Source organism: Rheinheimera sp. A13L (assembly GCF_000217935.1).
GTDB lineage: Bacteria > Pseudomonadota > Gammaproteobacteria > Enterobacterales > Alteromonadaceae > Pararheinheimera.
In genome coordinates, this window is sequence record NZ_AFHI01000015.1 from 32,841 (window position 1) to 56,848 (window position 24,008).

Below are 24,008 nucleotides of genomic sequence, written 5' to 3' on the forward strand. Positions count from 1 at the left end.
AGCAGCCTGACTGTATAAAACAGCCAGGAAAACTGGATTTCAACATACAATGACTCGCCTGTACCTGTAAAGCTTTGGAGTTTTATCTGCTACAAAGCTACTGCGCAAAACGTATGCTAAAACAACTACCGCTTTGATCTGCTGGTTTGTATTCCAGCTGAGCATCCTGCACCTGCAACAGCGCCCGTGATAAAGGTAAGCCAATGCCTGAACCTGTTGCCTTAGTGGTAAAAAACGGAATAAAAATTTGCTGTGCAACTTCGGGTGCAATACCAGATCCGCTGTCGTTGATGTTCAGTTGCCATTGTTGTTGTGCATTGCGCTCGAGCATCACGGTAAGTTGTTTTTGCTCGCTGTGCTGCATCGCATCCAGTGCATTTTGCAGCAGGTTAATCAGAACCTGCTCCATTAGCGCTTCATCCAGCCATAACAGAGCCTTAGCGGGGAAATCCGTCTTTAGCTCAACTCCGGACTGACTGATGGCATCACGCTGTAAGGCCAGACAATTTTTGACAATAGCTACCAGATTGGTCTGTTTTAAATCTGCTTGTACCGGCTGGCTTAACTGTTTAAACGACAGAATAAAATCGGCCAGATGCTGGCCACGCCTGTTTATAGTGGTTAAGGCTTCACTGAGATCCACATGATCATCCTGACTTAATACAGTGCCTGCTGCTGGTAAAATCTGCTGGCAGCTTTGTGCCAAAGACGCCATAGGGGTAACAGAGTTGGCAATTTCGTGCGTCAGCACTCTGGTCAGTTGCTGATAAGCCTGCACTTCCTGCTGAAGCAGTGCCTGATTAATACTTTGCAGCGTTACCAGTTTACGCAGCTGGCCCTGAATTCGGGTGCATACAATGCTAAGCGCCAGCCGGTCTGTGTAGCCTGGCTGTTGCCATTGTAACTGGCCCTGATAATGCGTTGCAGTGCTCTGTAATTTAGCGGCAAGCAGGGCTAAGTTAACCTCATCAAAACGGCCTTGTAGCAGCTGTTGATACTGCACTGTCGACAACAGGCGCATAGCCGCAGGGTTGGCTTGCAGTAAGTGACCATCCGAAGCAAATTCCAGCACAGCGACATCCAACTGACTCAGCAAAGTTTGCAGATACTGCGATCGTGCCTCCGCTTGCTGGCGGCTATTGCCCAGTTGCTGCTGAACCTGGGCCAGTAACTTTTGCAGTTCTGGCTGGTCGCGCAGATTTAACGAAGTATCCTGATTTGCCAAAGCTTTAAGCACCAATGCAGTCTGGCGCTGGCGAGTGCTGCAGTGTTGCCAGATCAACCAGGCTGCTAACACTGTAACCAAAGTTAAGACGACGGCAAAGGCCGATGCTCCGCTCTGCCACTGTCTGTAGGCTAAAATCAGCAGCACAGTAAAACTGCCAAGCAAGAGCAGTAAGCGGGTATTAAAGGCCATATTTTTCCAACCGCCTGTATAAAGCGCCGCGGGTTAAACCCAGCGCTTTCGCTGCCTGACTGACATTGCCCTGATAATACTGCAGCGCCTGACGAATGGTTTTTTCTTCAACAAATTCAAGGAAAAAATCTGTCTCCGCAGTTTGCTCCGTCGTTGCAACCGGCGCTATTGTCGTACTTTGCAACTGACTGAAATCCAGCATGCTGCCTTCTGCCAATACCACAGCGCGCTCTACTGCATGTGCTAATTGACGTACGTTACCTGGCCAGTCGTAACTCTGCAGAGTACGCTTATCGGCAACGCTTATCTGCAAACCATCGCGCTGATAACGCTGGGAATAATGCTGCAGATACCAATCCAGCAGCAAAAGGATATCTTCTTTGCGATCTCTAAGAGGTGGCAACACCATCTCCACCGTATTGATACGGTAGAGCAAATCCTGGCGGAAACTGCCCTCTGCTACCGCCTGATAGAGGTTTTCGTTGGTGGCGCAAATTAAACGAATGTCCACAGCCACAGCCTGACTGGCGCCCACAGGCACTACAGTGCGGTTTTGCAGTGCTGTCAGCAGTTTGGCTTGTTGTGGCAAAGCTAAATTCGCCAGTTCATCCAGCAACAGACTGCCGCCACTGGCCTCGACAAAACGGCCTGCATAATCGCTTTTGGCGTCGGTAAAAGCACCTTTTTTGTGACCAAACAACTCACTTTCAAGCAAGCTGGTACTTAAACTGCCCATATCCACACTGACAAAAGGTGCGGCCGCACGTTTGGAGGCCTGATGAATAGCCTGAGCGACCAAAGCTTTACCTGTGCCGCTTTCGCCCAGCAGCAATACATTGGCATCAGTGGCCGCTACTTTTTCAATGGTGCGCAGCACCTGCTGCATGGCCGGGCTGTCACCTAAAAGTGGAATAGTGTCAGTGGCAGTGTTTTCGGATGCAGCGCGCGAGGCTTGGCTCTGTTGAACAGAGGTGTGCTGAGTTGGCTGTTGCAACGCCTGTTGCAGCGTCTGCAATAACTGCTCATTCTGCCAGGGTTTTGCAATAAAATTAGCCGCCCCACTTTGCATAGCTTTTACCGCCAACGGCAAGGCCGCATATGCTGTCATCATCACTACTTTTAGCTTTGGTTGCGCCTTTAATGCCTGTTTTAAATAAAACAAACCTTCTTCGCCACTTTGGGTATCGCGGCTGAAATTCATATCCAGCAACAGCACATCAAAAGGCAGGCTGTCTGGCGGATCCTGCAGCGTACTGACTAATAAAGCAGGCTCATGTAAGGTCACGACCTGAGCGAAATGCTGCTTTAAAAAAATACGGCTGGCGATCAGAATGTCGTGGTTGTCATCCAGTACCAGTACCTTGTAGGGCTGTTTCATTGATACATCCTTGCGGTTTATTTCTGCACCCTACCGAAAACGTCATTCCTTCGCAACAGTCTTTTAAATCCAATAGCTTAAGGTTTTTTCAGACTGTCCATTTATGGACAGTCTGTTGTATCACCAGCGGACACTTTCAACTAACCAAAAACAATAAAGCATTGATAAACAATAACTTACCTTTTGGCACAACCATTGCGTTATAAAGCTCACAACACAGGTTTTTTTGGAGCATACCCATGGATAAAAAAATCACGCCCACAACCCGCCGTCGCCTGACAGCACCAGCTATCGTGGTTGCAATGCTTGCGGGCACAGCCTGGTTTGGCAGTACCTGGCAAGCCAGTGCTCAAATGTCATTGGCTTTGCCACTAAGCTCAGTCAGCACAGCCATAGTGCAACAGCAAAGCCTGCAGGAAAGCATAGCGCTGCGCGCCAATGTGATGCCACAACAGACGGTGTATCTGGATGTGATTGAAGGTGGCCGGGTCGAAGAAAAGCTGACTGAGCAGGGTCAGTTTGTTACCCAAGGCCAGCCTCTGGTCAAGCTGAGCAACACTGCATTACAGCTGGATCTCATCAGCCGTGAAGCTCAGGTCACAGAGCAGATGAATTTTCTGCGTAATACCCAAATGACCATTGAAACCAACAGATTAAACTTAAAACGTGATGTGCTGGATATAGAACATCAACTGGTAACGCTGAAACGCAACCTGGCCCAGACAGAGCCGTTAGTCAAAAGCGGCGTGTTGGCCAAAGAAACCCTGCTGAATTTGCAACAGGATTTACGTTATCAGCAAGAGCGCCTGAAGCTGACACAACAGCAGCAGAAGCAAGACGAGGCTATTCGTAAACAGCAATTAAACCAGTTAAGTGAAAGTGTGGCTATGCTGACCAAAAACCTCGAATTTGCCCGCCAGAATGTGCAAAACCTGTTGGTGCGGGCTCCGGTCAGCGGTTATTTAAGCGAGTTTAATGTGGAAGCCGGTGAATCCCGCGCTCCGGGCAGCCGCATGGGTCAAATTGATATACCGGACCGCTACAAGCTAGTCGCCAGTGTGGATGAATTTTATTTAAGCCGCGTCAGCACAGGCATGCAAGCCAATGCCAGCCTGAATCAACAGGACTTGCAACTGACAGTCAGCCGGGTTGACAGCCGGGTCGTCAATAACCAATTTCAACTTGAATTTACTCTGCCGGGCGAACACAAGGTGAAACGTGGCCAGTCGGTGAACTTAACACTGCAACTCGAAACCCAGCAGCGTGATGCTCTGGTGCTGCCACGCGGCACTTACCTGACCGACAGTGCTGGTCAGTATGTCTATGTGCTCGACAGCAAAACAGCCACTGCACGTAAACAAGCCGTCACTTTGGGTAAACAAAGCGCCAACCAGATTGAAATTGTCAGCGGCCTGAACGCTGGTGATCAGGTGATCATTTCCGGCTATCGCGATTTCGCACAAGCCGATACTATTCAACTACAACACTAAGGACAGCCTTATGATCCAGTTACAGCAATTAAACCGTGTATTTCGTACCGCAGAACTTGAAACCACAGCGCTGAATCAGATTGATTTAGTGATTGAACAAGGTGATTTCGTCGCTATTATGGGCCCTTCCGGCTGCGGTAAATCCACCTTACTGAGCATTCTGGGCATGCTGGACAGCCCAAGTTGTGGCGCTTATTTGTTTCAGGGCACCGACATCGCCAATTACAGCGAAAAACAATTAGCACAGCTGCGCAAAACCCAACTTGGTTTTGTCTTTCAAAGCTTTAACCTGATTGATGAGCTGACCGTATTTCAAAATGTTGAGCTGCCGTTGCAGTATCAGGGCATAGCCGCTTCTGAACGTAAAAGCCGGGTGGAAGCCATCTTAAAACGCATGCAAATTGATCATAGGGCCGATCATTTGCCATTACAGCTATCGGGTGGTCAACAACAAAGGGTTGCGGTAGCCCGTGCTCTGGTGATTAACCCTGCGCTGATTTTAGCCGACGAACCTACAGGTAACCTGGACTCCAAAAACAGTGAAGAAGTAATGCAGATGCTGCGCCAGCTCAACCGCGAAGGCACTACTGTGGTGATGGTGACTCACTCTGAACATGAATCACGTTATGCCAGCCGTATAGTGCGGATGCTGGATGGCCAGATCATTACCGAACGTGCGCTGGAGGCCAAATATGCTTAATTCACTGACGATGCTGGGTAACTATTTCATCACTGGCGTGCGCGCCGTATTGCGGCATAAAACGCATTTGGCGCTGAATCTGCTGGGGTTAACTACAGGTTTGGCTTCGGCCTTGCTGATTTTACTCTACGCCAGTTATGAGCTGGGTTATGACACCATGCACCCGAATGCCGAAAACAGCTACCGGCTGGAGCAGTTTTTCCTGCCGGTGAACCAGCGCTTCCCGGTTTCCAGCCCGGCAATGAAAGCTGTGCTGGAGAACTACGACAAGCGGATGAAAGTGACCCGGATCAACACAGGGGCGCCAGAGTTAAGCTTGGCAGGTTCAAACCAGAAACTATCTCTGGAATGGGCTCAGGCTGTGGATGCCAATATCACAGATTTTTTCCAGATTGAGGTGCTACAAGGCGACTTAACTGCGGCTTTAACCCAGCCAAATCAAATCGCCTTATCTGAACAAGAGGCCTTGCGGTTATTTGGCAACACTACTGTACTTGGCCAACAATTGCAGCTTGGCGAGCAGCGTTATAGCGTCAGCGCTCTGTATCGTATGCCTGAACAAAGCCATTTTCAGGCGGGCTCATTGCGCCGGATCAGCGATGAAGTGGCGGCCGGTCGCCTTGCGGTGAATAACGTCTATAGCTATATCCAATTGCCAGCAGGTTTTGATCAAACCGCTATGCTGCGCGAATTAACCACTCAGTTGAATCAGCAAGCTTATGAAGGCGGCAAAGTGACTGAACTGCAACTGCGCGCACTGACGGATATCCATTTGCATTCCAGCCTGGCTTATGAATTTAAAGTCAATGGGTCAGCAGCTACTGTGAGTATCTGTCTGGTATTGGCGGCCTTACTACTGCTGATTGCTGCCATCAACTTTATCAATATGAGCACTGCACGAGCGGCAATGCGTGCCAAAGAAGTAGGAGTGCGCAAAGCCTTGGGTGCCAGCCGTAGCCAGCTGTTTGTGCAGTTTATGCTGGAATCCTTATTAATTGCCTGCTGTGCCGGTTTACTGGCTGCAGTTGTTGTAGAGCTGGTATTACCAGAGTTTAATTTGCTGGTGAACCGCCCTCTTCAGCTGAATTATATCGGCAATTTTGGCCTGATTTTACTGGCGAGTGTGTTTAGTGTTGGTGTGCTGGCAGGTGTCTATCCGGCGGTATTTATCTCAGCCTTTGATGCGAAAAAAGTACTGAGTGGTGATTTTCAACGTGGCAACACAGCTATCTGGCTGCGTAAAGGCTTATTGGTACTGCAGGGCGCTATTACTATAGGTTTACTGGTATCAAGCGTTGTGCTGCAACAGCAATTACAACTGTTGCAAAACCAGAGCACAGGCTATCAGCGTGAAGCCAGATTAATGGTCAATGGTATGGATAACAGCCTGTTGTTTCACGCAGACAACCAAAACCTGTTACAAAGCCTGCAAAAGGTAGAAGGCGTCAATGCAGTATCTCTACTGGATATGCAAATCACCGATACCATTTCTCAGGCCATGGATATTCAGCTGCCAGGCCAAACTGTGGACTCTGCGCTGCCCCCTATTTCACAAATGGGCACAGGTTTTGATATTGCCAAAACCGCAGGTCTGACACTACTGGCAGGTCGCGATTTTAGCGAAACCTATCAAAGCGACTGGTACCAAAGACATGGCGATCATGCCACAGCGGCAGTGATCATTACCGAATCGCTGGCACGTAAAGCGGGCTACGAAAATCTGCAGGATGTGATTGGTCAGCAATGGCTGCTGCCCGGAGATGTTCCTGTACTGCGTATGCAGGTGGTGGGAGTGGTTGCAGATATTCAGATCGGGTCCGCCTTAAAACAACAAGAGCCTTTGATTTTGATTTGTGGCCGCTCTCCTATGACGTACGCCAATATACTGCTCAGTATGCAGCCAGAGCAGGCCCTTACCGTCCGCGCCAAAGTACAAAACCTGCTGACTGAGCGCCTGCAGCGCCAGGACTTAAAACTAAGCTGGTTGAGTGATGACTACAATGCGATTTACCAGAACCAGCAACGTCAGGGCAAAGTCATAGCACTATTCGCCACGCTGGCCATAGCTTTAACCTGTGTTGGCTTATTTGGTCTGGCCGCTTTTAGCGCCGAGCAACGTTCACGCGAGGTGGCAATGCGTAAAGTACTGGGCGCAGGACGTTTTAATCTGGTGAATTTACTGGCCAGCGAATATATCAAGCTGATGGCTGTAAGCGCAGTACTGGCAATACCTGCCACCTTTTGGGCGCTGAACAGCTGGCTGAGTGAATTCAGCGTACGTATCAGCCAGAACCCGTTGTGGTACCTGCTGGCCGCGGCAGCCACTTTTGCCATTTGCTGGTGTACAGTTGCGGCATTAGCCTGGCAAGTTGCAGGGCGAAAACCAGCCATGGTATTAAGACAGCAATAATGGAAAAACCAATGATACATAAAGGATTATGCATGAAACTCAGTCTTATTTCATTAGGCGTGCTGCTTGGCAGCACGCTAATACTCAGCGCTTGCAGTACAGCAAACAAGGTCCAACGCCACTTAGGCAAAGATGCAGTAACAGAGCAATTTACCGAAGGTAAGCATCAAGGCACCTATCGTAATTTGTATCGTACCCCAGTGGAGCAGCGTCAGTATCCGGCCAACTGCGAAGTCGACTGCTATCCTGCGCATCAGGCCGTTGAGTGTAAAACACCGGGCCAGGATTGCCGGTATACTGGCGTGCAACAAGCGCCTCTGTTGAACAGCGGTTTTAGTCTGCAATGGCTTGGCCATGCCAGCTTTTTAGTCAAGACGCCGGATGGCCAACAATTGCTGTTTGATCCAGTGTTTGGTCAGTTTGACTGGCCAGTAAACTGGGCTCAGCATTTGGCAGGTATTATAAAACGGCCCTACACCCCCACATTGAGCGCAGAGCAGCTGGCTGCCACAGACGCTGTATTGTATTCGCACTTGCATTACGATCATTTTAGCCATGACAGCATAGAGCAAATAGGCAACAGCCCTACCTATTACCTGCCTTTGGGTATGGCCGATTATATGCCAGAAGCTGGCTACAACATTGTTGAACAAGCCTGGTATAGCCACAGCACATTAGGTGAACTGAATATCCATTTAGTACCGGCACACCACTTTAACAGCCGCAAATTGTTTAACGATCATAATCAGGCTATGTGGGGAGGCTGGCTGTTGGAACAAAACGGAAAAACATTGTTTTTTGCGGGTGATACCGGTTATTCAGCCCACTTTAAAGATATTCAGCAAAAATACGGAGATATTGATATTTGTCTGCTGCCGATAGCCTCTTATCATCATGACACAGATGGTGACTGGTATCGCTATGTCCATACCACGCCTGAGGATGCCTTGATTGCCGCCAATGAACTCGGCTGCAAAGTGATGATCCCCTGGGGCTATGGTAATGCCAGCTGGCAGATGGGGGACATTAGCTCACACTCGCCACTGTTACGTTTACTGCATATGCAGCAGCAACTGGATAGCCAGATGCCGCTGCTGATTTTGAATGAGGGTGATAGCGTGCAGTTGTAAACCCCTGACTATCAGGCGACAGGCTTTAAACTGGCTTTTGCAGCCAGTTTATCACCCAGTTTGCCTGTAACAGCCCACACCACTAACGCAACCCAGGCTATCCATGAAAAACCTGCAGGAATATTGAGTAAGGCAATTTTAGCTGCATGCTGGCGATTCAATGCCAAAGCCAGCAGGCTTGGCAAAAACCAGACTATTAAAAACAACAGCCCAAAAACCACTAAAAAAACCAGATCCGCTTGTTGCCATGCTTCAGTAAAAGCCGCTAAAAATTGTTGTAAAGTTTCCATGTCTTACTCCTCGTTATTGGTTTCAAATTTGTTTTGCAGTACAGAGGCCACAAGCCATAACACGATAAACAGCACCATAAATTCAGCATCACTGGAGTAAAGCTCAGTCGTCAGTTCTGAGACGCAGTAGTTTAAAGTTTCCATCAAATAGTCCTCGTTGTTGATCATCAGGTCAGTTTTTTACACGCTTAAAGTTTTATGCCAGACAGGGCTGCCAGCTGAGACTTCAGTTCATCCACTGACCAGGCCTTGCCTTGCTGCACTACTGTATGCAGTGTATTTAGCGCTTTCAGGTCGTGCAGTGGGTTGCTTTTCAGCACAATAAAGTCGGCGACATAACCTGTTTTGAGCTGACCATGATCGGCCAGGCCCAGATGATGTGCGCCGCCGCTGGTCGCCAGTTGCAAAACCTGCCAGTTTGTCAGGCCTGCAACCTGGCTAAGTTGCAGTTCGCGCAGGTAAAATGGCCCGCTGGCCACGCTGTCAGTACCAATTGCCAGTGGTACACCAGCGTCATAAAGGCGCTTAAACAGTTGCAGTACCTTGGGTATTTGTTGCTGCGCTGTAGCTAATTCCTCTGCTGACCAGTCATAACTGGGGGCTGCCAATGTTGCGCGCCAGCGCTTGCGCATTTGTGGGTGATACACCCACATATCCTGTTCCGGGTATAAGGTTTCCAACTCGCGGGCGAAGTACATCAGTTCATTCGCGACTAACGTCAGATCAATCCGGGTTTGTTGGCGGGCCAAAGTGTGGATAAGCTGTTGCATAGGTGCGTTGTCATAATCAACGTGCTTAAACCAGCTATAAACAAAGCGGGCGCTATGCGGAATTTTACGTTCGGCTACATAAGCAGCTTTGCCTTCACCGGTTAATAGTTCTGCACTGGTAGGCAAGGCATGAGTTAAAGCATCAATCCCCAGATCGGCGGCATATTGCCAGCTCACAGCGTCCAGATGCGCTATGGTTTTCAATCCAGCCGCTTTGGTCAAATCTATCCCCATTGCCACTTCTTCTTTGGTTAAGCCCTGATAGAGTTTGATGTACTCTGCACCCAGCGCCTTTTGTCTGTTGATTTCAGCTCGCCAGCCAGCTTCATCTTTTGGATGCACAGATCCCCCTAAAATGGGAGTAGGTTCAAATACAAAACCGGCATAACTCAACTTTGGACCAGGCCAGTGTCCAGCTCTCTGCTGTTTGGCGTATTCAGCGTTAGCCTCTGGTTCACCTGCAGGGCTAAAAGCGGTAGTCACACCAGTAGCCAGAGTGCTCAGTGCATGATAGCGGGTCAGTTCGCTATGACCTTTTAGCGTCATAACCGGTCTACCATCCTGCATTTCAACTCTGTGTGGCCCTGCGGTCAGATGCAGATGCACATCGATAAGGCCAGGCAACAGATACTGATCCTGTACATCAATCTGCTGAGTCGCTGCAGGTAAGCTGCCATCACCTTGTTGCTGCTGGCCCATTTGCACTATGCGACCATCTTTGACCAGCAACCAACCATCGCTCAATTGCTGCTCTGTAGCGGGATTTAATAAAGTGGCATTGTGGTACAGCACTGTCCCGGCCTGCGCAGCTGGTTTTTCAGCGACTGCCTGTGACAGAGAACAGCTTGCCATCAGACAAAACAGCACTGATTTTTTTAAAGTCATTGTTTTCAAAGTAAGACTCCTTAAAGCCAAGGTAAGTGAACTTGTTGTGTTTGCTTAAGAAGTCGTGCAGTTTTTGTCAGCTGTTACAAAAATTTTTTTATTTATTTTTGTAACACTTTGCCAACAGGGGCAGACTTACTAAGAGCAGAGTGATAACTTTGATAAAAACTATAAGATATTGAACAGGGAGGTTTTTTTGACTCTATCTACCAGCAGCCTTGCATCGCCTGAGCAGTTTTTACTTGAACTATGGCAACAAAATCAGGCCGCGATCAGCCGCACCCTGATGGCATCAGAGGCAGACCCGGCAGCACGGCAGGATTTAAAGCAGGATATTTTTCTGGCGCTGCATCAGTCGGCTACGCGCATTCAGAGTGCAGAGCTGCCACGCGCTTACCTGTTTCGTATTGTGCACAACGTCACTGTTGATCACATAGCCAGGGCAAAACGCCAGCAATGGCAGCCGCTGGATGAAGACCATCAACAGCTGTTAGTTCAGGACTGTCCTTCGGCTGAAGTCGGTGAGCAACAGCAAAGCCAGCAGTTAATGCTGGCAGTGCGGCGCTTATCTGCAGCCAACCGTCAGGTTATTTTGCTGGCGATGGAAGATTTGGATGCCCCTGAGATTGCAGAAATTCTGCAGTTAAGCCAGGGGGCGGTACGGGTGCGGTTAAATCGCGCTAAAACAGAACTGATGGAGATCATGCAAAATGGCAGATAATTTTGATTTTGCCGCCCTGACAAAAAGCTGGCAACAACAGAAAACCCCAACCGAGCAGTTGCCCAACGAGACGGATCTGGCACAAGCAGCACAACGTCAACGCCGACAAAAATGGCTGATGTACGGCGAATGGCTTAGTGCAGTAGTGATGCTGACTACCGCTTGCTGGTTAGCCTTTACTATGCCGGGATGGCTGGGGTATCTGGCTGCTGTGTTCCTCACATTCGGGGCACTTAGCACAGCTTATATCGGCTGGACAGTGCACAGACCTATACTGGCTTATGACAACTGGAGCAGCAGTGGTTTAGTGCAATTTCGCGCCCGGGCCTGTCAGCTCACACTGCGTTACTACCTCTATACCCAATTGTCCTGTGTTGCCTTGATGTTATTTTCCGGTTTGTTGTGGCTGCTAGAGTGGCGAAAACTTGCAGAGATCCCCACAGACTTGCTGCTGTTTTACAGTCTGGTGGTATGCCCACTTTGTCTGCTGATGATGTTGCGCTTGCAGCAAAAAAAACGGCAAAAAGTAACACAACTACAAGAACTCACCCGCTTAGCGGATGACTTTCAGCGCAGCGAATAGTTGCGCTCAGTCAGGGATGCACCACCTTTAACAGGTGCAAACAAAGCATTCAAAAGTATCGGCAGTGATTGGCAAAGGTGCACAAATCAGCTAATGTAACTTTTTTGCAACTTTTGTTTCTTTTGAGGTAGTGATGAATAAGTGGTTGTTGTTGGGTTTGCTGAGTACTGGTGTGCATGCCTATGAGCCGGACAGAGATCAGGTGCTGCGGTTTGAACCTACACCATTCAAAGATGTGCAGCTCAATTGTCAGCGTGACAAAAATATTGTGCCCAGACGCAGTGACCTGATTTTGGATAACTATGCTTTGCTGGCCGCTGATAACGGCGAGCGCGTTGCTATTATCACTGTGACCAATGGCGCTGGTGGTCAGCGTATGTTTAATCAGGAACATTTAGTGGCTTTGATGGCAGACTGCAGCCGTATTTTTCCACAAGCCTTTGAGCTTAGTCTGGCGTCAGGTCAGCAAACCACAATACAAATTTATTTTGGTCGTCGGGTACAACCTGTACTGCAGTTAATCAGCAATAACTGACAGGGCACCAGAGCTTATTGTAAAAACCGCTCTTTATCCTCTATCGTGCATTGGGCTACTGGTATTGGGTTATTAGCGCGGTTTACCATCCAGCATTCGTCATAAATAGAGCAATAACAAAGCTCTATCTGTAAGTTGTCTTGATCTGCAAGTAACTTCGCCACTTCGGCATCACGCAGTTCCATGGGTTTAGTGGACTCTCCTGCCGACAAGACTATGGAACCTATGTGTGATTGCACATGACCTACGGTACGACCACTGCGCAGTTGCAAATAATCTGGCCAGCTTTTTACCGCTTTATTGTCATAGCTCAGTCTGGCATGTTTAACAACCGCAGGTCCCGTTCCTTTGTTACTGACTATATAATAAAAAAAGGAACGGCTATCGTTGTAGCTACGTTGAATTTCCACTCTTGGCCATACCGAAGCTCTGGCATAAGCTCTGTCAATAGAGGCCGAATAAATACTGACAAAGGCGGTAATTAAACTGACGATCAGTGCGGAACCGGCGATAATCATTTCCGGATTCTTAAAGCTGTAACCTGTTGTCATCTCTTGATAATTCCCTTTACCTTAACCTTATTGATGCCACTTACTGTAAAACATTTGTGACTGAAACAACAAGAGTGCAACAGAAAAAATGGCTTGCTCCAGTGTCTGGCCATTTCGCCTCGGGCAAAGCCAGGCTAACTCTATCCGCTCTATCTGTCGATTAGCCTTATCTAGAACCTACTACTTCCAAATTTGTTTACATTTGCCGACACTTTTAGTCGGGTAAAAGCGTTAAACTAGCCACGCCTTTTTTGGGCCGTTTTAAACAAGGAATGCTGTACATGTCTGATTACTCCACTCATGCGCCAAAGTCGCGCATTTCTACCGGCGAATTTACTTTGCTGGTGGCGCTGTTGATGTCTATTGTTGCCATCTCTATTGATGCCTTATTGCCAGCGCTGGATGCTATTCGTGCTGATATTGCCATGAGTCACCCGAATCAGGCGCAACTGGTGATCAGTGCTTTGTTTTTGGGTATGGCCATAGGCCAGCTGATTTGTGGGCCTTTATCCGACGCCACTGGCCGTAAAAAAGTGTTAAACGGTGGTATAGCGCTGTTTTTAGTAGGCACTGTCATTTGTTATTTCGCCACAGATATCAACACCTTATTGTTTGGCCGTTTTGTGCAGGGTTTAGGGGTATCAGGCCCTTATGTATCGGCTATTTCTATAGTGCGGGACAAATACTCCGGCAATGATATGGCGCGTATTATGTCGCTGGTGATGATGATTTTTGTGATGGTGCCGGCTTTAGCGCCAAGCCTTGGCCAGGCCGTGTTATGGGTAGGCACATGGCGCGATATTTTTGTGCTTTATGTGTTTTATGCATTGCTTATCGTAGTGTGGATTTTTATGCGCTTAGAAGAAACCTTGCCAAAAGAGCACCGTATTGCCATGAGCACAAAGGGCTTTTCTGAAGGCTTTAAGGAAGTGATCAGCAATGTGCCAACAGTGTGCTATATGATTTGTATGGGGTTGTTTTTTGGCAGCTTTATTGGTTATCTGAACTCATCACAACAAATATTTCAGGACTTATTTAAAACAGGCGAGTTGTTTACCTTGTACTTTGGTTTACTGGCTATAGTCTTTGGCGCAGCCTCTTTGGTGAACTCCCGTCTGGTGCAAAAATGGGGCATGCAGCATTTATCCAACCGCGCTGTCTGGGGCATTATTAGTAGCTCAGCCTTATTTTTAGCACTTCATTTAGTGATTGAAATACAGCTGTGGACTTTTGTGCTGTACGCTTCTGTGCTGTTTTTCTGCTTTGGTCTGGTGTTTGGTAATATCAACGCTATGGCGATGGAACCTATGGGCCATGTGGCGGGAATAGCAGCAGCTATTATTGGCTCAACCTCCTCTGTTATGTCGATGAGCATAGGCACAGTGATAGGCCAGATGTATAACGGCACAGTGATCCCTGTGACCGCTGGTTTCTTAATTTTTAGCTGCATCAGTATGGCTATTTTAACTTATGCGCAGAAGTACAAACTGAAGAACCCGGAGCAACAGTAAGTTTCTGCGGCAAATTCCTGAGCTAGAGCTCTTCACTATCCGAGACCCGACAAACCGCTTGAGCGTTGTCGGGTTTTTATTATCTGAACCTTGTCATCTAAACCTACCTGCTTTTTTCTGCCATTTTCATATCTTCTGCTAAGCCTTTGAAAAGCAAAACTGAAATTGCCGACTATCCTCTAAGCAGTGGTAGTTCTGTTCTTATGAACAGTTCAGCCCTTGCGCTAAAACATCACCAGGCCAAAGCTTTTCAACAGGCACTGGTATTCGCTTTGCCGGATCAAAAAAATAAGACAAGAGGTCAGGATGTTTATTGCTATCCCCAAAGAGACTCTTCAAGACGAAACCAGGGTGGCGGCTACCCCTGTTACCACAGAGCAACTGCGTAAATTAGGTTTTACTGTGCTGGTAGAAACTGGCGCTGGTACTGCCGCGGGTTTTACCGATGAAGCTTATATTCAGGCCGGTGCCAGCATAGCAGAGGGCCCCCAACTCTGGGGCTGCGAACTGATTTATAAGGTCAATGCCCCAACAGAGCAGGAAATCAGCCAACTGCAAAAAGGCAGCACATTGGTGAGTTTTATCTGGCCGGCACAAAACCCGGATTTAGTAACACGCCTTGCCGCCCAAGGCATTAATGTACTGGCGATGGATATGGTGCCCCGTATTTCACGGGCTCAGTCGCTGGATGCCTTGTCGTCTATGTCGAATATTGCCGGCTACCGCGCAGTGATTGAAGCGGCTCATAGTTTTGGTCGTTTTTTAAGTGGTCAAATTACAGCTGCAGGTAAAGTACAGCCTGCCAAAGTGCTGGTGATTGGTGCTGGTGTAGCAGGTCTTGCCGCTATTGGCGCGGCACGTTCATTAGGTTCTATAGTGCGGGCTTTTGATACCCGGCTTGAAGTGGCAGAACAAATTGAGTCTTTGGGCGGTGAATTTTTAAAACTGGAATTTGCCGAAGATGGCTCCTCTTCCAGTGGCTACGCCAAAGTGATGTCGGATGAATTTATTGCCGCTGAAATGGCGCTGTTTGCAGCTCAGGCCAAAGAAGTCGACATTATCATTACGACAGCTCTTATTCCCGGCAAACCAGCACCTAAGCTGATCACTAAAGAGATGGTCGATTCAATGAAACCCGGCTCTGTCATTGTTGATTTAGCAGCGGCAACTGGTGGCAACTGTGAATACACTCAGGCGGGTGAGATTTTCCAAACCAGTTCAGGGGTTAAAGTCATTGGCTACACCGACTTGCCAGGCCGCTTAGCCGCTCAGTCGTCACAGCTCTATGGCACTAACCTGGTGAACTTAGCCAAACTTTTATGTAAAACCAAAGATGGTCAGATACTGCTGGATATGCAGGATGTAATTATCCGCAACATGTCTGTGGTGCATCAGGGCGAAGTCACCTACCCGCCTCCAGCTATTAGCGTGACAGCTACAGCTAAACCAATAGCTGCCACCACAACAGCCCCGGCAGCCCCTAAAAAATCCATTCATTCCAACTGGTTTATAGCTGCCGCCGCTTTGTTGTTACTTTGGATAGGGTACTCCGCCCCCAGTGACTTTTTAGCACATTTCACAGTATTTTTATTGTCCTGCGTGGTGGGTTTTTATCTGGTCTGGAACGTCACTCATGCTTTACATACACCGTTGATGTCGGTCACCAATGCCATCTCTGGCATTATCATTTTAGGGGCTTTGCTACAAATCAGCAGCGACTCACTGCTGGTGCAGGTACTGGCATTTTTTGCCGTGCTGATTGCCAGTATCAATATAGTGGGTGGTTTTACCGTCACACAGCGCATGCTGAAAATGTTTAGTAAAGGCGGGGAGTAACAGCCATGACACAAGGATTAATTACAGCATCTTATATAGTGGCAGCCGCTTTTTTTATCGCGAGTTTAGCCGGTTTATCTAAGCAGGAAACTGCCCGTCGTGGTAACTGGCTGGGTATTTTGGGCATGACCATAGCCCTGCTCGCCACCATTGCAGGCGTCAGCATGGATGCAATGCTGCCGTTATTTATCGCTTTGGCTATAGGTGCTGCCATAGGCCTTCGGCTGGCACTGAAAGTTGAAATGACGCAAATGCCGGAGCTGGTGGCTATATTGCACAGCTTTGTCGGTTTGGCTGCAGTGCTGGTGGGTTACAACAGCTTTTTTGAGTTCGCCACCACTACGGGCGCAGAACTTACCGTACATTTAACTGAAGTGTTTTTAGGGGTATTTATCGGAGCTGTCACTTTCTCAGGTTCAGTGGTGGCTTTTGCCAAGCTTCGGGGTATAGCCAGCTCTAAACCTTTGAATATTCCGCATAAACATAAACTGAATTTACTGGCACTAATCACATCTGCTGTATTGCTGGTTTATTTTGTAAGCTTTGATGGCGCAGAATCTGCCCTGTTGATTATGACGCTGATTGCTTTGGTATTTGGCCTGCATCTGGTGGCCTCCATTGGCGGCGCTGATATGCCGGTCGTGGTGTCTATGTTGAACTCCTACTCAGGCTGGGCCGCTGCAGCTGCGGGTTTTATGCTGTCCAACGACTTGCTGATTGTCACTGGTGCTTTGGTTGGCTCTTCCGGCGCTATCTTGTCTTACATCATGTGCAAAGCGATGAACCGCTCTTTTATCTCAGTGATAGCCGGAGGTTTTGGTCAGGTCGATGCAAAACAAAGTTCGGGCGACGAAGAGCAAGGCGAATACAGGGAAATCAGTCCAGAAGATGTGGCGGATTTGCTTAGAAACTCCAGCTCTGTAGTGATCACCCCTGGTTATGGTATGGCTGTGGCACAGGCACAATACCCGGTGGCGGAGATCTGCCAGAAGCTCAAAGCCCGTGGCATCAAAGTGCGTTTTGGCATTCACCCTGTGGCCGGTCGTATGCCAGGCCATATGAATGTGTTGCTTGCCGAAGCCAAAGTGCCTTACGACATAGTATTGGAAATGGATGAAATTAATGAAGATTTGTCCGATACAGATACGGTGCTGGTGATAGGTGCCAACGATACAGTCAACCCCGCTGCAGCTGAAGATCCAACCAGCCCTATAGCAGGTATGCCTGTACTGGAAGTCTGGAAAGCTCACAACGTCATTGTGTTTAAGCGCTCCATGAACACAGGCTACTCTGGCGTCAATAACCCATTGTTTTATAAAGACAACACTCAGATGTGTTTTGGTGATGCCAAAGCCACTGTGGATGCGATTTTAAAAGCATTGTAGTTTTTAGTGGGCTAAACAGCTGAGCTGGGCGTATTAAACTGCATCCAGTTCAGCCTCATCTTAAGAGCCATCTATGTTCAGTTTTTTAAAGCGCGACCCTGTGAAAAAATTACGCCAGCAATACGATACCAAAGCTGAACAAGCCATGCTGGCACAGCGAAAAGGCGATATGCGTTTATTTGCCGATTTAACTTCAGAAGCAGAAGAGTTATGGGCTCAGCTGGAAAAATTGCAGGCTGAAAAAAATAGTTAGACGCAAAAACCATCCACTTTTTTAGCAAAAAAGAGCAATGCATCTCTGCTTTGCTCTTTTTTCATCTACAACTATTCACCTATGTTAAAGGCTTAGCTTCATCTATCCGCAGCTTAGAAGCAGCTACTTCGCTGGAAAATAAAAGCTATATTCCTGCTGTAACTCTTTAAAAGCCGGAACAGTTGCCAAATCTTTTGCGAACAAGGCTGGTGTGGTTTTCGCGAAATCCAGCACTTCTTTACTCGGCTTATGGTCCATGGTGTACATATTTTTTGCTTCAGTGGTATTGATACTGTAGCTAAAGCTTGCGATAGATTTGGAGTGAACTCTTAATTCATAGGACACCACAAAATCGTTGTTCTCCACAATAGGCAATATACCCAGTGAACCTGCTGCAAGCATTAAAGAGGTAAAACTGGCAACATCACCTCCGGCAGTGCCCTGATCATGGTAGGTCACCAACAACTTAACCGGAGTACCGTAAGTCTCAGCGCCAAGATTCGTCAATTGAGGCAGTTGCTTCAATTGTTCTTCAATGCCCAGTTCTTTATCAAAGGTGGAGATAAACTGGACTGGCAGATCGGCGGCATTAACCTGTAAGGCAAAAGACATCATCACGAATAAACCAAGGCTATATTTCATTACAAAGTCCTTATTGGTAGCAGGATAATTTAACAACAGTGGCCAATGCAGCATCATTGCCAGTGCGGAAGTCAGCTTTAAAATCGGGCTTTGAATTGCTGTAGGCTATCTGATGTTTATCTAAAAAACGGCGAATATGATGCCGCTTTAATGCAAAGTTTACGTTTTGAGGCACTATGCCTTTTTCGATCAAACTGGTGACATTAAGCGTGCTTACCGCCATTCCTAATAACTCACCACCATCAGAGACTATAGGGCCACCACTTGAACCAGGCTGGATAGGTGCGGAAAATTGTAAATGCCCCATAGAGCCCGGTATACCATCAGCAGCACTGACATTTCCTCTGGTTAAATTGGCGCTTTGAGCCAACACACCTTGCAAGGGGTAGCCTACATTTGCCACAGGTTCACCCACTACGGTATCGTCCCCTTCTCTGACAGGTAAAAATGGCACCTGAGTAAATTCAGTATTCAATACAGCTGTATCCAGCAAGATTGAATTAGCCAGCAAGGTCGCATAAGAGTCTTTTTTGCCAAATGTCGCTTTGGTCACCAGACAATCGTCCAATACGTGAGCTGCGGTGAGAACCTGTCCATTTTTATTAACGAAAAAGCCTGTACCAGTACTGACTGGTTTTTTCATATCAGCAAGCGTTTCTTTTGCAACCGAATCAATCTTCGCAAGTTCTGGAAAGGTGCTGAGGCTGGGGTTCAGCGCATTCAATACTTTTACACTGATCACCTGAGTTGTCTTCAATGCGGTGTTATAAAAGGCTGCAGTTTGCGCTATATCGCCAATGTCAGCCTTATCAGTTTCTTTACCTTCCAGCAGTACCTTTCCTTTGCTGTCAAACACCTTATAACTCAGCTCAAAATTTAACACTCCACTACCTGGCTTCCATTCAGGTGCAAGCGCAACAAGCAATGCGTACTCATCATTTGCATTAAACTTAGCTAAAGCAGAGTCAGAAAAGTGGCTCTTAAACGCTGCATCAACACCTTGAGCAAGTCCTTGCCCGGGGCTCACCCATAAGCCACGCCAACTGGCAAAAAACTTAGAGTCCAGAGCGGCTTTAGGAACATAGTAGCGAAGTTTTACCGGGTTAGGCACCTGAACAGATTTATTCACAACAACGCCTTTAGGCAGAGCTGTTGGATTTTTTTTTGTGGCAGTACAACCAGATACCAAAAGTGCCAGACAAACCAGCACAAAACCAAATTTTATATTCATTATTGTCCTTATTATGAACCAATAGAGCTACCGGATCGCCGAAGCAGGTAATCAGTTGATGATTTGTAATTTTACAACGGGGTGTTAACTACTATAAAAAAATAGCGGACATCAGTACAAGCAGTATTTTCAACGCCACACTACCAAAGTTATCCCAAACCGAAATATTCAAGCAGTTAAAAGCAGACAATTGCTGAGCATCTGCCATTAACGTAAAGGCGATATGCGTTTATTTGCTGATTTAACCACAGAAACGGAAGAGTTGTGACTGCAGTATCAAAACTATAACAAATCACAACATCAGAGCAGAAATGATGTTTGGCCTGTTTTACGTTTTTTTATCGTAGTGACATACGGCACAACCTTTATCAAACACCACTTTCCAGATCCCTGGTTGTTCCTGGCGCCAAACGGATGAAAAAGTCGCTATTACTTTGCCGGACGGATCTTTGACAGGTCCGCTACTTAGCGCCAAAGACCCATCATCCAACACTTCAACTTGTGTCGGCTCCCACGAAAAAGGCGCTGTTTTGTGCTGGTAAAAGGATTTCCAGCCTGCAACAACAGCAGCTTTACCCTTAAGCACTGCTTCACCGAAAAAAATGGCTTCATTGGATAAATGCTGCTCAAACGCCTTTAAATCACGGTCAGCCATAGATTTGGCAAAAGCGCGTTCTGCAGCAAATACCTGTTGCTGCTGTGTGCTTAATGCCTGCTCTGCCTGAATGTAGCAGCACCAAAAACTGAGCAGCCAGACTACTGTTGTGAATAGTTTCATATCACGCCCCAATAAAAAAGGGCGGTTAAATACCGCCCAACACTAACAATATGCTTGGTTAATCATCGTGCAATTGAAAGTAAACACCCGGCAGTTCACCTGCGCTATCAGACTGGGACAAAAGGACGGAAAAACGGCCTGAGCAAGGGCGAGCCCCAGTTCATTTGCTCCTGGTCAGCAATCACTGCTGGTGCTGGACTACTTCGACCTTAGCTCAACGAGTCAGGTATTGCCTTTCGCATGACAGATGTGTTTATGAGTTTTTTCATAAACAATTTAACTCAATCCATGAAATGTTCAAGACCTGACCCTGTTGGTTAAAACTTGAAGCCAAGTCCGCCCCAAAGACAGAAACCGTTGTAAACTTACATAGATAGATGTTATAAATATGATAACAGAATAAGGCTGTTTTAGCTTTACTTGTTTCTTTACTGACGCGACTAAGCAGAAAACTGCTTATAAAACATAATAAAAAGAGGTGTATATGAAATTGAAGTTGTTAATACCTGCCCTGTTACTCTCTTGTACCAGTATCCAAAGCTATGCTCAAAGCTCTCCTAACGGCGATGCAAAAGTAAACTGTACTACGAGCACCGTATCAACCCCATATTATTATGGTTGGGCAAGTTGCTCCAGCCGTGGGCGCTCCTTGTCGTCCTATATACCCAGAAGCGCCACACAGTGGGTGACGCTTACTGAACGTCATCGGGATGGTAATAATTACGTGACCTATCAATGTTCCGGCTATTTACCTGCGGTTGGCAATGATCAGCGTACTGTGGAAAATTGTCAGTACACGCCAAGAGCTGTTATTCGTCAGCATTATATTCAGGAGAGCTACGACAGCAGAACTGACACTACCTATTACCAGGCTGGAATAGCAGTTGCCGCCTTTGAGTACTCGGATCGGGATGGACATATTACCCAGGTTGAAAAATGGGTTAATGGAGTCAGTGTGACCGACCACCATATTGATGTGTATGAACCTACTCACGTCAGGTTACGAGTCACTGATAATCATGGGCATGTGACCGACACATCAAAAACCATTACCCCGTCACCAGAACAAATATGTATGCGTGGGGGTATGCTGATTATTTGTGATGGACCGATTTAACGAAATTAAATACTAAATCCTGCCAAATAACTTGCCTAAATAACAGCTATGTTGAGAACAAACTGGAAGCAGTTATGAGTCATTTTGCTTCCAGTTTTATCAAGTCTAATTGCAGAATTCCTCAGGGGCCGGCCTGGTGTATCACAACTCATTTATGAATTTTTCCATGATTGATTCAACGCAATGCGCACAACATTCGAGACCTGACTCAATGCGTTCCTATGCGCCCAACCTCCAGTTCTCTTGCAAAACTTCAAGCAATTCACTTTGACGATTTTGCAGGTGTTCCGGTGTCCACTGCACACTGTTCAGAACTTGTGTTGTAAGTATGTATGACGACACACCTTTATTTCCGGAAAAATAAGCCTCCTTTTTCTTTGAGAAGTCATAATTCTGTGCTTGAGAATTACGTCTTCTATTAAGAGGAACCAGATTTGCTATCCGATGCACCCACTCTTGGCGTTGTTGTTCATCTGGCCACAATTTTGACCATTCCGTGTTGTCATCTATCGTTTGAGGTAGAACGTGCTCAATAGTCAGTATACTAGGATCATATGACGCAGCGCCGTCAGACAGAAAAGCATCAAGGCGAAGAATCAGATAATTTCTTCGCCTTGGTGTAAGTTCGTATACATTCCCATTCAATACCTCACGCATTTTCTCCTTTTCTGTTCCAATCAATTCCACAGCTTGGGCTGGCGAGTCAAATGAGTGCTCATCCTCCAACGCTCTTATGACATCGTTGTAACGTTCAATCCTTTCGTTGATATTCAAAGCGCATACATGCATATAAGCAGCTAAACGTTCAAGCCTGCTAAAAAACCATTCAACGTATTTTGGTATGTTTTTATTTCTTGATAGAAAGAGTATCGCCACAGGCATCCAGTCTGAGTTGTCAATACGATTAAGCCAACGCAGGTATCTGTTGATTTCTTCAGCATGAGAGACTGCTTCGTAGTTTGCCTTACGAACCGTCGCTAATGCACTCGCATAAGGCTCCAGAACGTCGCTGACAAGCTTTTCTGGATCATTGGAAACTTTAAGAACATGATTTCTAAATTCATCTAAAAGAGATTTTTTTGCTTTCTCTTTCGCGTAGATCATTCGAACATAGGTAAACAGGTCATTGAAACCACCACGACCCAATTCAACTTCCATGTCTTCCCACCGCTCGTTGTATGCATCTCGCTGTTTGTCAGTGGTAAGCTTACCAATAATGTCCGCCTTAATAATATCCGTTGGCTGAAGATCTAACCCACGACTATTCATGACTGAGAACACACGAAAAGCAGACTGCTGGTTTGGCGTGGATACGGCGACAAGAAAACATCGTTGAAGCAAGAAGGCAACAAACCCTTTTATGCTTTCGCCGTTATTTCCGAGATTTTTCTCGATTAATTGAAGAAAAAGTTGGCTATTTTTCTTGATATTTATTTGAGATTCATTGTCGAGACTCTTCTCGTCCAGATCACCTAGTTTGTCAAAATTCAATGCTTGCACATACTTTGCAAAAAACGTCTTATCTCTTTCACGTAAAGTCAAACGAGGTTTAGGCTCCAAGCCTTCAAATTCATTTCCTGGCTCTTGAATATACTTGGAAAGAGTATCTCGCTGCTTCCCTTCCAAGATCGAAGCAAGCACGGATAACAGAATAGTTAGCGTCGTCAAGCGCTGCTGGCCATCAATCACTTCAGAAAAAGGCGAAGTTTCTTGCTTAATCAGAACTATACTTCCGAGGAAATAACCGTCCTCTGGCTCAGAACTATAGAAAGTATAAAGATCATCATAGAGCTCCGCTGCTTGATCGACTGTCCACGCATATGGTCGCTGATATGACGGAATTACATATTCAAAGTCTGAACTGAAGATCTTGGCTAGAGGGTATTCTGCACCACTGATTTTTTTACCCATTTTTACTCCGCACTTATACAACTCTGAAGGACATTAGGCTTAGTACGCATATGTTCGTTTCAAAAACCAATCGTACTTTTCAAACCGCAACGAACTAGCAAGTCATTGCATGCGTTGAAAGTAATTATTATTTCAAGCTATCCGTTTTTTGAAGCGAAATCAACAATATATAAACACTAGTTACGGTAAATGGAGTAAAAGAAAGTTTTGTAGTCACGAGACACTAAAACAATAACGTATGACTTACTTTTGTATCTGGCATAACGCCAGTCAGTTAAAGCGCATACTTTTCGCCATAGTAGATAGAGAAAGACCAGTCCGCCAAAGCGAGAAAAGTAATGATGCTAAGCAAACCCTGACCTGCAAGGTTGCTGGACTGGGTCCGATAAGTATTCTGCCCGTCGTACCTGAAACTGCAGACTACTCCATCACACCACAGGAACATAAGGCTACTATGTTCCTGGGGTCTGGCTGGCTTCTCGCC

General features: G+C 46.8%; 22 protein-coding genes. 12 read left to right on the forward strand and 10 right to left on the reverse strand.

Features of this window, described 5'->3' with window-relative positions; genetic code table 11:
* Positions 1-97: 97 nt before the first annotated feature.
* Positions 98-1,417: a sensor histidine kinase gene (locus RHEIN_RS09915; RefSeq protein ID WP_008898839.1), complete on the reverse strand. Its 1,320-nt coding sequence runs from the start codon at positions 1,415-1,417 to the stop codon at positions 98-100.
* Positions 1,407-2,795: a sigma-54-dependent transcriptional regulator gene (locus RHEIN_RS09920; protein WP_008898840.1), complete on the reverse strand. Its 1,389-nt coding sequence runs from the start codon at positions 2,793-2,795 to the stop codon at positions 1,407-1,409. Before RHEIN_RS09920 ends, RHEIN_RS09915 begins: the two co-directional genes overlap by 11 nt.
* Before the next feature lie 239 nt (positions 2,796-3,034).
* Between RHEIN_RS09920 and RHEIN_RS09925 the strand changes: the two genes are divergently transcribed.
* Genes RHEIN_RS09925 through RHEIN_RS09940 form a run of 4 tightly spaced genes read left to right on the forward strand, consistent with a single transcriptional unit; the run spans position 3,035 to position 8,525 of the window.
* On the forward strand, positions 3,035-4,285 hold the full coding sequence (locus RHEIN_RS09925; RefSeq protein WP_008898841.1) for an efflux RND transporter periplasmic adaptor subunit: 1,251 nt from the start codon (positions 3,035-3,037) through the stop codon (positions 4,283-4,285).
* Positions 4,286-4,295: 10 nt separating this feature from the next.
* Entirely contained in the window at positions 4,296-4,985 is a 690-nt protein-coding gene (locus RHEIN_RS09930; protein ID WP_008898842.1) for an ABC transporter ATP-binding protein, read from the forward strand.
* Positions 4,978-7,395 carry an ABC transporter permease gene (locus tag RHEIN_RS09935; RefSeq protein ID WP_008898843.1) on the forward strand — a complete coding sequence of 806 codons (2,418 nt, stop codon included), beginning with the start codon at positions 4,978-4,980 and terminating at the stop codon, positions 7,393-7,395. The genes RHEIN_RS09930 and RHEIN_RS09935 overlap by 8 nt, the downstream gene beginning before the upstream one ends.
* Before the next feature lie 32 nt (positions 7,396-7,427).
* Positions 7,428-8,525, forward strand: coding sequence for an MBL fold metallo-hydrolase (locus RHEIN_RS09940; protein ID WP_008898844.1), 1,098 nt, complete (start codon positions 7,428-7,430; stop codon positions 8,523-8,525).
* A gap of 11 nt (positions 8,526-8,536) precedes the next feature.
* On the opposite strand, the gene RHEIN_RS09945 is transcribed toward RHEIN_RS09940, so the two are convergent.
* The 3 genes from RHEIN_RS09945 to RHEIN_RS09950 are packed head-to-tail and all read right to left on the reverse strand — an operon-like array spanning position 8,537 to position 10,470.
* Positions 8,537-8,815 (reverse strand): superinfection immunity protein, encoded by a 279-nt coding sequence (locus RHEIN_RS09945; RefSeq protein ID WP_008898845.1) that lies wholly within the window; start codon positions 8,813-8,815, stop codon positions 8,537-8,539.
* 3 nt (positions 8,816-8,818) lie between these two features.
* Entirely contained in the window at positions 8,819-8,959 is a 141-nt protein-coding gene (locus RHEIN_RS21035) for a hypothetical protein (protein ID WP_008898846.1), read from the reverse strand.
* 44 nt (positions 8,960-9,003) lie between these two features.
* Positions 9,004-10,470 (reverse strand): amidohydrolase family protein, encoded by a 1,467-nt coding sequence (locus RHEIN_RS09950; protein ID WP_139056445.1) that lies wholly within the window; start codon positions 10,468-10,470, stop codon positions 9,004-9,006.
* A 196-nt stretch (positions 10,471-10,666) separates the two neighbouring features.
* On the opposite strand from RHEIN_RS09950, the gene RHEIN_RS09955 reads away from it, so the two are divergent.
* The 3 genes from RHEIN_RS09955 (at position 10,667) to RHEIN_RS09965 (ending at position 12,309) form a co-directional block, all read left to right on the forward strand.
* Positions 10,667-11,191, forward strand: a complete 525-nt coding sequence (locus RHEIN_RS09955; protein WP_008898848.1) for an RNA polymerase sigma factor — start codon at positions 10,667-10,669, stop codon at positions 11,189-11,191.
* Positions 11,181-11,774 carry a hypothetical protein gene (locus tag RHEIN_RS09960; RefSeq protein ID WP_008898849.1) on the forward strand — a complete coding sequence of 198 codons (594 nt, stop codon included), beginning with the start codon at positions 11,181-11,183 and terminating at the stop codon, positions 11,772-11,774. The genes RHEIN_RS09955 and RHEIN_RS09960 overlap by 11 nt, the downstream gene beginning before the upstream one ends.
* Positions 11,775-11,907: 133 nt before the next feature.
* On the forward strand, positions 11,908-12,309 hold the full coding sequence (locus RHEIN_RS09965) for a hypothetical protein (RefSeq protein WP_008898850.1): 402 nt from the start codon (positions 11,908-11,910) through the stop codon (positions 12,307-12,309).
* Between the two features lie 14 nt (positions 12,310-12,323).
* Here RHEIN_RS09965 and RHEIN_RS09970 read toward each other — a convergent pair whose 3' ends face one another.
* Positions 12,324-12,860 (reverse strand): hypothetical protein, encoded by a 537-nt coding sequence (locus RHEIN_RS09970; RefSeq protein WP_008898851.1) that lies wholly within the window; start codon positions 12,858-12,860, stop codon positions 12,324-12,326.
* Between the two features lie 281 nt (positions 12,861-13,141).
* Here RHEIN_RS09970 and RHEIN_RS09975 point away from each other — a divergent pair, with 281 nt between their 5' ends.
* The 4 genes from RHEIN_RS09975 to RHEIN_RS09990 all read left to right on the forward strand — a co-directional run bounded on the left by RHEIN_RS09975 (position 13,142) and on the right by RHEIN_RS09990 (position 17,845).
* The gene (locus RHEIN_RS09975) at positions 13,142-14,371 is read left to right on the forward strand and encodes a multidrug effflux MFS transporter (protein ID WP_008898852.1); all 1,230 of its coding nucleotides are present in this window, start codon (positions 13,142-13,144) and stop codon (positions 14,369-14,371) included.
* A gap of 306 nt (positions 14,372-14,677) precedes the next feature.
* A complete protein-coding gene (pntA, locus tag RHEIN_RS09980) occupies positions 14,678-16,207 on the forward strand; it encodes a Re/Si-specific NAD(P)(+) transhydrogenase subunit alpha (protein ID WP_008898853.1) in 1,530 nt (509 codons plus the stop codon).
* Positions 16,208-16,212: 5 nt separating this feature from the next.
* Complete coding sequence (gene pntB / locus RHEIN_RS09985; protein WP_008898854.1) at positions 16,213-17,592, forward strand: Re/Si-specific NAD(P)(+) transhydrogenase subunit beta; 1,380 nt, start codon at positions 16,213-16,215, stop codon at positions 17,590-17,592.
* 73 nt (positions 17,593-17,665) lie between these two features.
* On the forward strand, positions 17,666-17,845 hold the full coding sequence (locus RHEIN_RS09990) for a DUF6435 family protein (protein ID WP_008898855.1): 180 nt from the start codon (positions 17,666-17,668) through the stop codon (positions 17,843-17,845).
* A gap of 123 nt (positions 17,846-17,968) precedes the next feature.
* On the opposite strand, the gene RHEIN_RS09995 is transcribed toward RHEIN_RS09990, so the two are convergent.
* The 3 genes from RHEIN_RS09995 to RHEIN_RS10005 form a co-directional block, all read right to left on the reverse strand.
* On the reverse strand, positions 17,969-18,487 hold the full coding sequence (locus RHEIN_RS09995; RefSeq protein WP_008898856.1) for a hypothetical protein: 519 nt from the start codon (positions 18,485-18,487) through the stop codon (positions 17,969-17,971).
* Positions 18,488-18,497: 10 nt separating this feature from the next.
* A complete protein-coding gene (locus RHEIN_RS10000; protein WP_008898857.1) occupies positions 18,498-19,718 on the reverse strand; it encodes a S1 family peptidase in 1,221 nt (406 codons plus the stop codon).
* A gap of 328 nt (positions 19,719-20,046) precedes the next feature.
* Complete coding sequence (locus RHEIN_RS10005) at positions 20,047-20,496, reverse strand: YybH family protein (protein WP_008898858.1); 450 nt, start codon at positions 20,494-20,496, stop codon at positions 20,047-20,049.
* Between the two features lie 484 nt (positions 20,497-20,980).
* On the opposite strand from RHEIN_RS10005, the gene RHEIN_RS10010 reads away from it, so the two are divergent.
* The gene (locus tag RHEIN_RS10010; RefSeq protein WP_008898859.1) at positions 20,981-21,613 is read left to right on the forward strand and encodes a hypothetical protein; all 633 of its coding nucleotides are present in this window, start codon (positions 20,981-20,983) and stop codon (positions 21,611-21,613) included.
* Between the two features lie 219 nt (positions 21,614-21,832).
* On the opposite strand, the gene RHEIN_RS10015 is transcribed toward RHEIN_RS10010, so the two are convergent.
* A complete protein-coding gene (locus tag RHEIN_RS10015) occupies positions 21,833-23,524 on the reverse strand; it encodes a DUF262 domain-containing protein (protein WP_008898860.1) in 1,692 nt (563 codons plus the stop codon).
* Positions 23,525-24,008 lie beyond the last annotated feature (484 nt).

Coding starts and splice junctions, on each gene's coding strand:
- RHEIN_RS09915 (WP_008898839.1), bottom strand. CDS start 1,417: ATGGCCTTTAATACCCGCTTACTGCTCTTGCTTGGCAGTTTTACTGTG.
- RHEIN_RS09920 (WP_008898840.1), bottom strand. CDS start 2,795: ATGAAACAGCCCTACAAGGTACTGGTACTGGATGACAACCACGACATT.
- RHEIN_RS09925 (WP_008898841.1), top strand. CDS start 3,035: ATGGATAAAAAAATCACGCCCACAACCCGCCGTCGCCTGACAGCACCA.
- RHEIN_RS09930 (WP_008898842.1), top strand. CDS start 4,296: ATGATCCAGTTACAGCAATTAAACCGTGTATTTCGTACCGCAGAACTT.
- RHEIN_RS09935 (WP_008898843.1), top strand. CDS start 4,978: ATGCTTAATTCACTGACGATGCTGGGTAACTATTTCATCACTGGCGTG.
- RHEIN_RS09940 (WP_008898844.1), top strand. CDS start 7,428: ATGAAACTCAGTCTTATTTCATTAGGCGTGCTGCTTGGCAGCACGCTA.
- RHEIN_RS09945 (WP_008898845.1), bottom strand. CDS start 8,815: ATGGAAACTTTACAACAATTTTTAGCGGCTTTTACTGAAGCATGGCAA.
- RHEIN_RS21035 (WP_008898846.1), bottom strand. CDS start 8,959: ATGGAAACTTTAAACTACTGCGTCTCAGAACTGACGACTGAGCTTTAC.
- RHEIN_RS09950 (WP_139056445.1), bottom strand. CDS start 10,470: ATGACTTTAAAAAAATCAGTGCTGTTTTGTCTGATGGCAAGCTGTTCT.
- RHEIN_RS09960 (WP_008898849.1), top strand. CDS start 11,181: ATGGCAGATAATTTTGATTTTGCCGCCCTGACAAAAAGCTGGCAACAA.
- RHEIN_RS09965 (WP_008898850.1), top strand. CDS start 11,908: ATGAATAAGTGGTTGTTGTTGGGTTTGCTGAGTACTGGTGTGCATGCC.
- RHEIN_RS09970 (WP_008898851.1), bottom strand. CDS start 12,860: ATGACAACAGGTTACAGCTTTAAGAATCCGGAAATGATTATCGCCGGT.
- RHEIN_RS09975 (WP_008898852.1), top strand. CDS start 13,142: ATGTCTGATTACTCCACTCATGCGCCAAAGTCGCGCATTTCTACCGGC.
- pntA (WP_008898853.1), top strand. CDS start 14,678: ATGTTTATTGCTATCCCCAAAGAGACTCTTCAAGACGAAACCAGGGTG.
- pntB (WP_008898854.1), top strand. CDS start 16,213: ATGACACAAGGATTAATTACAGCATCTTATATAGTGGCAGCCGCTTTT.
- RHEIN_RS09990 (WP_008898855.1), top strand. CDS start 17,666: ATGTTCAGTTTTTTAAAGCGCGACCCTGTGAAAAAATTACGCCAGCAA.
- RHEIN_RS09995 (WP_008898856.1), bottom strand. CDS start 18,487: ATGAAATATAGCCTTGGTTTATTCGTGATGATGTCTTTTGCCTTACAG.
- RHEIN_RS10000 (WP_008898857.1), bottom strand. CDS start 19,718: ATGAATATAAAATTTGGTTTTGTGCTGGTTTGTCTGGCACTTTTGGTA.
- RHEIN_RS10005 (WP_008898858.1), bottom strand. CDS start 20,496: ATGAAACTATTCACAACAGTAGTCTGGCTGCTCAGTTTTTGGTGCTGC.
- RHEIN_RS10010 (WP_008898859.1), top strand. CDS start 20,981: ATGAAATTGAAGTTGTTAATACCTGCCCTGTTACTCTCTTGTACCAGT.
- RHEIN_RS10015 (WP_008898860.1), bottom strand. CDS start 23,524: ATGGGTAAAAAAATCAGTGGTGCAGAATACCCTCTAGCCAAGATCTTC.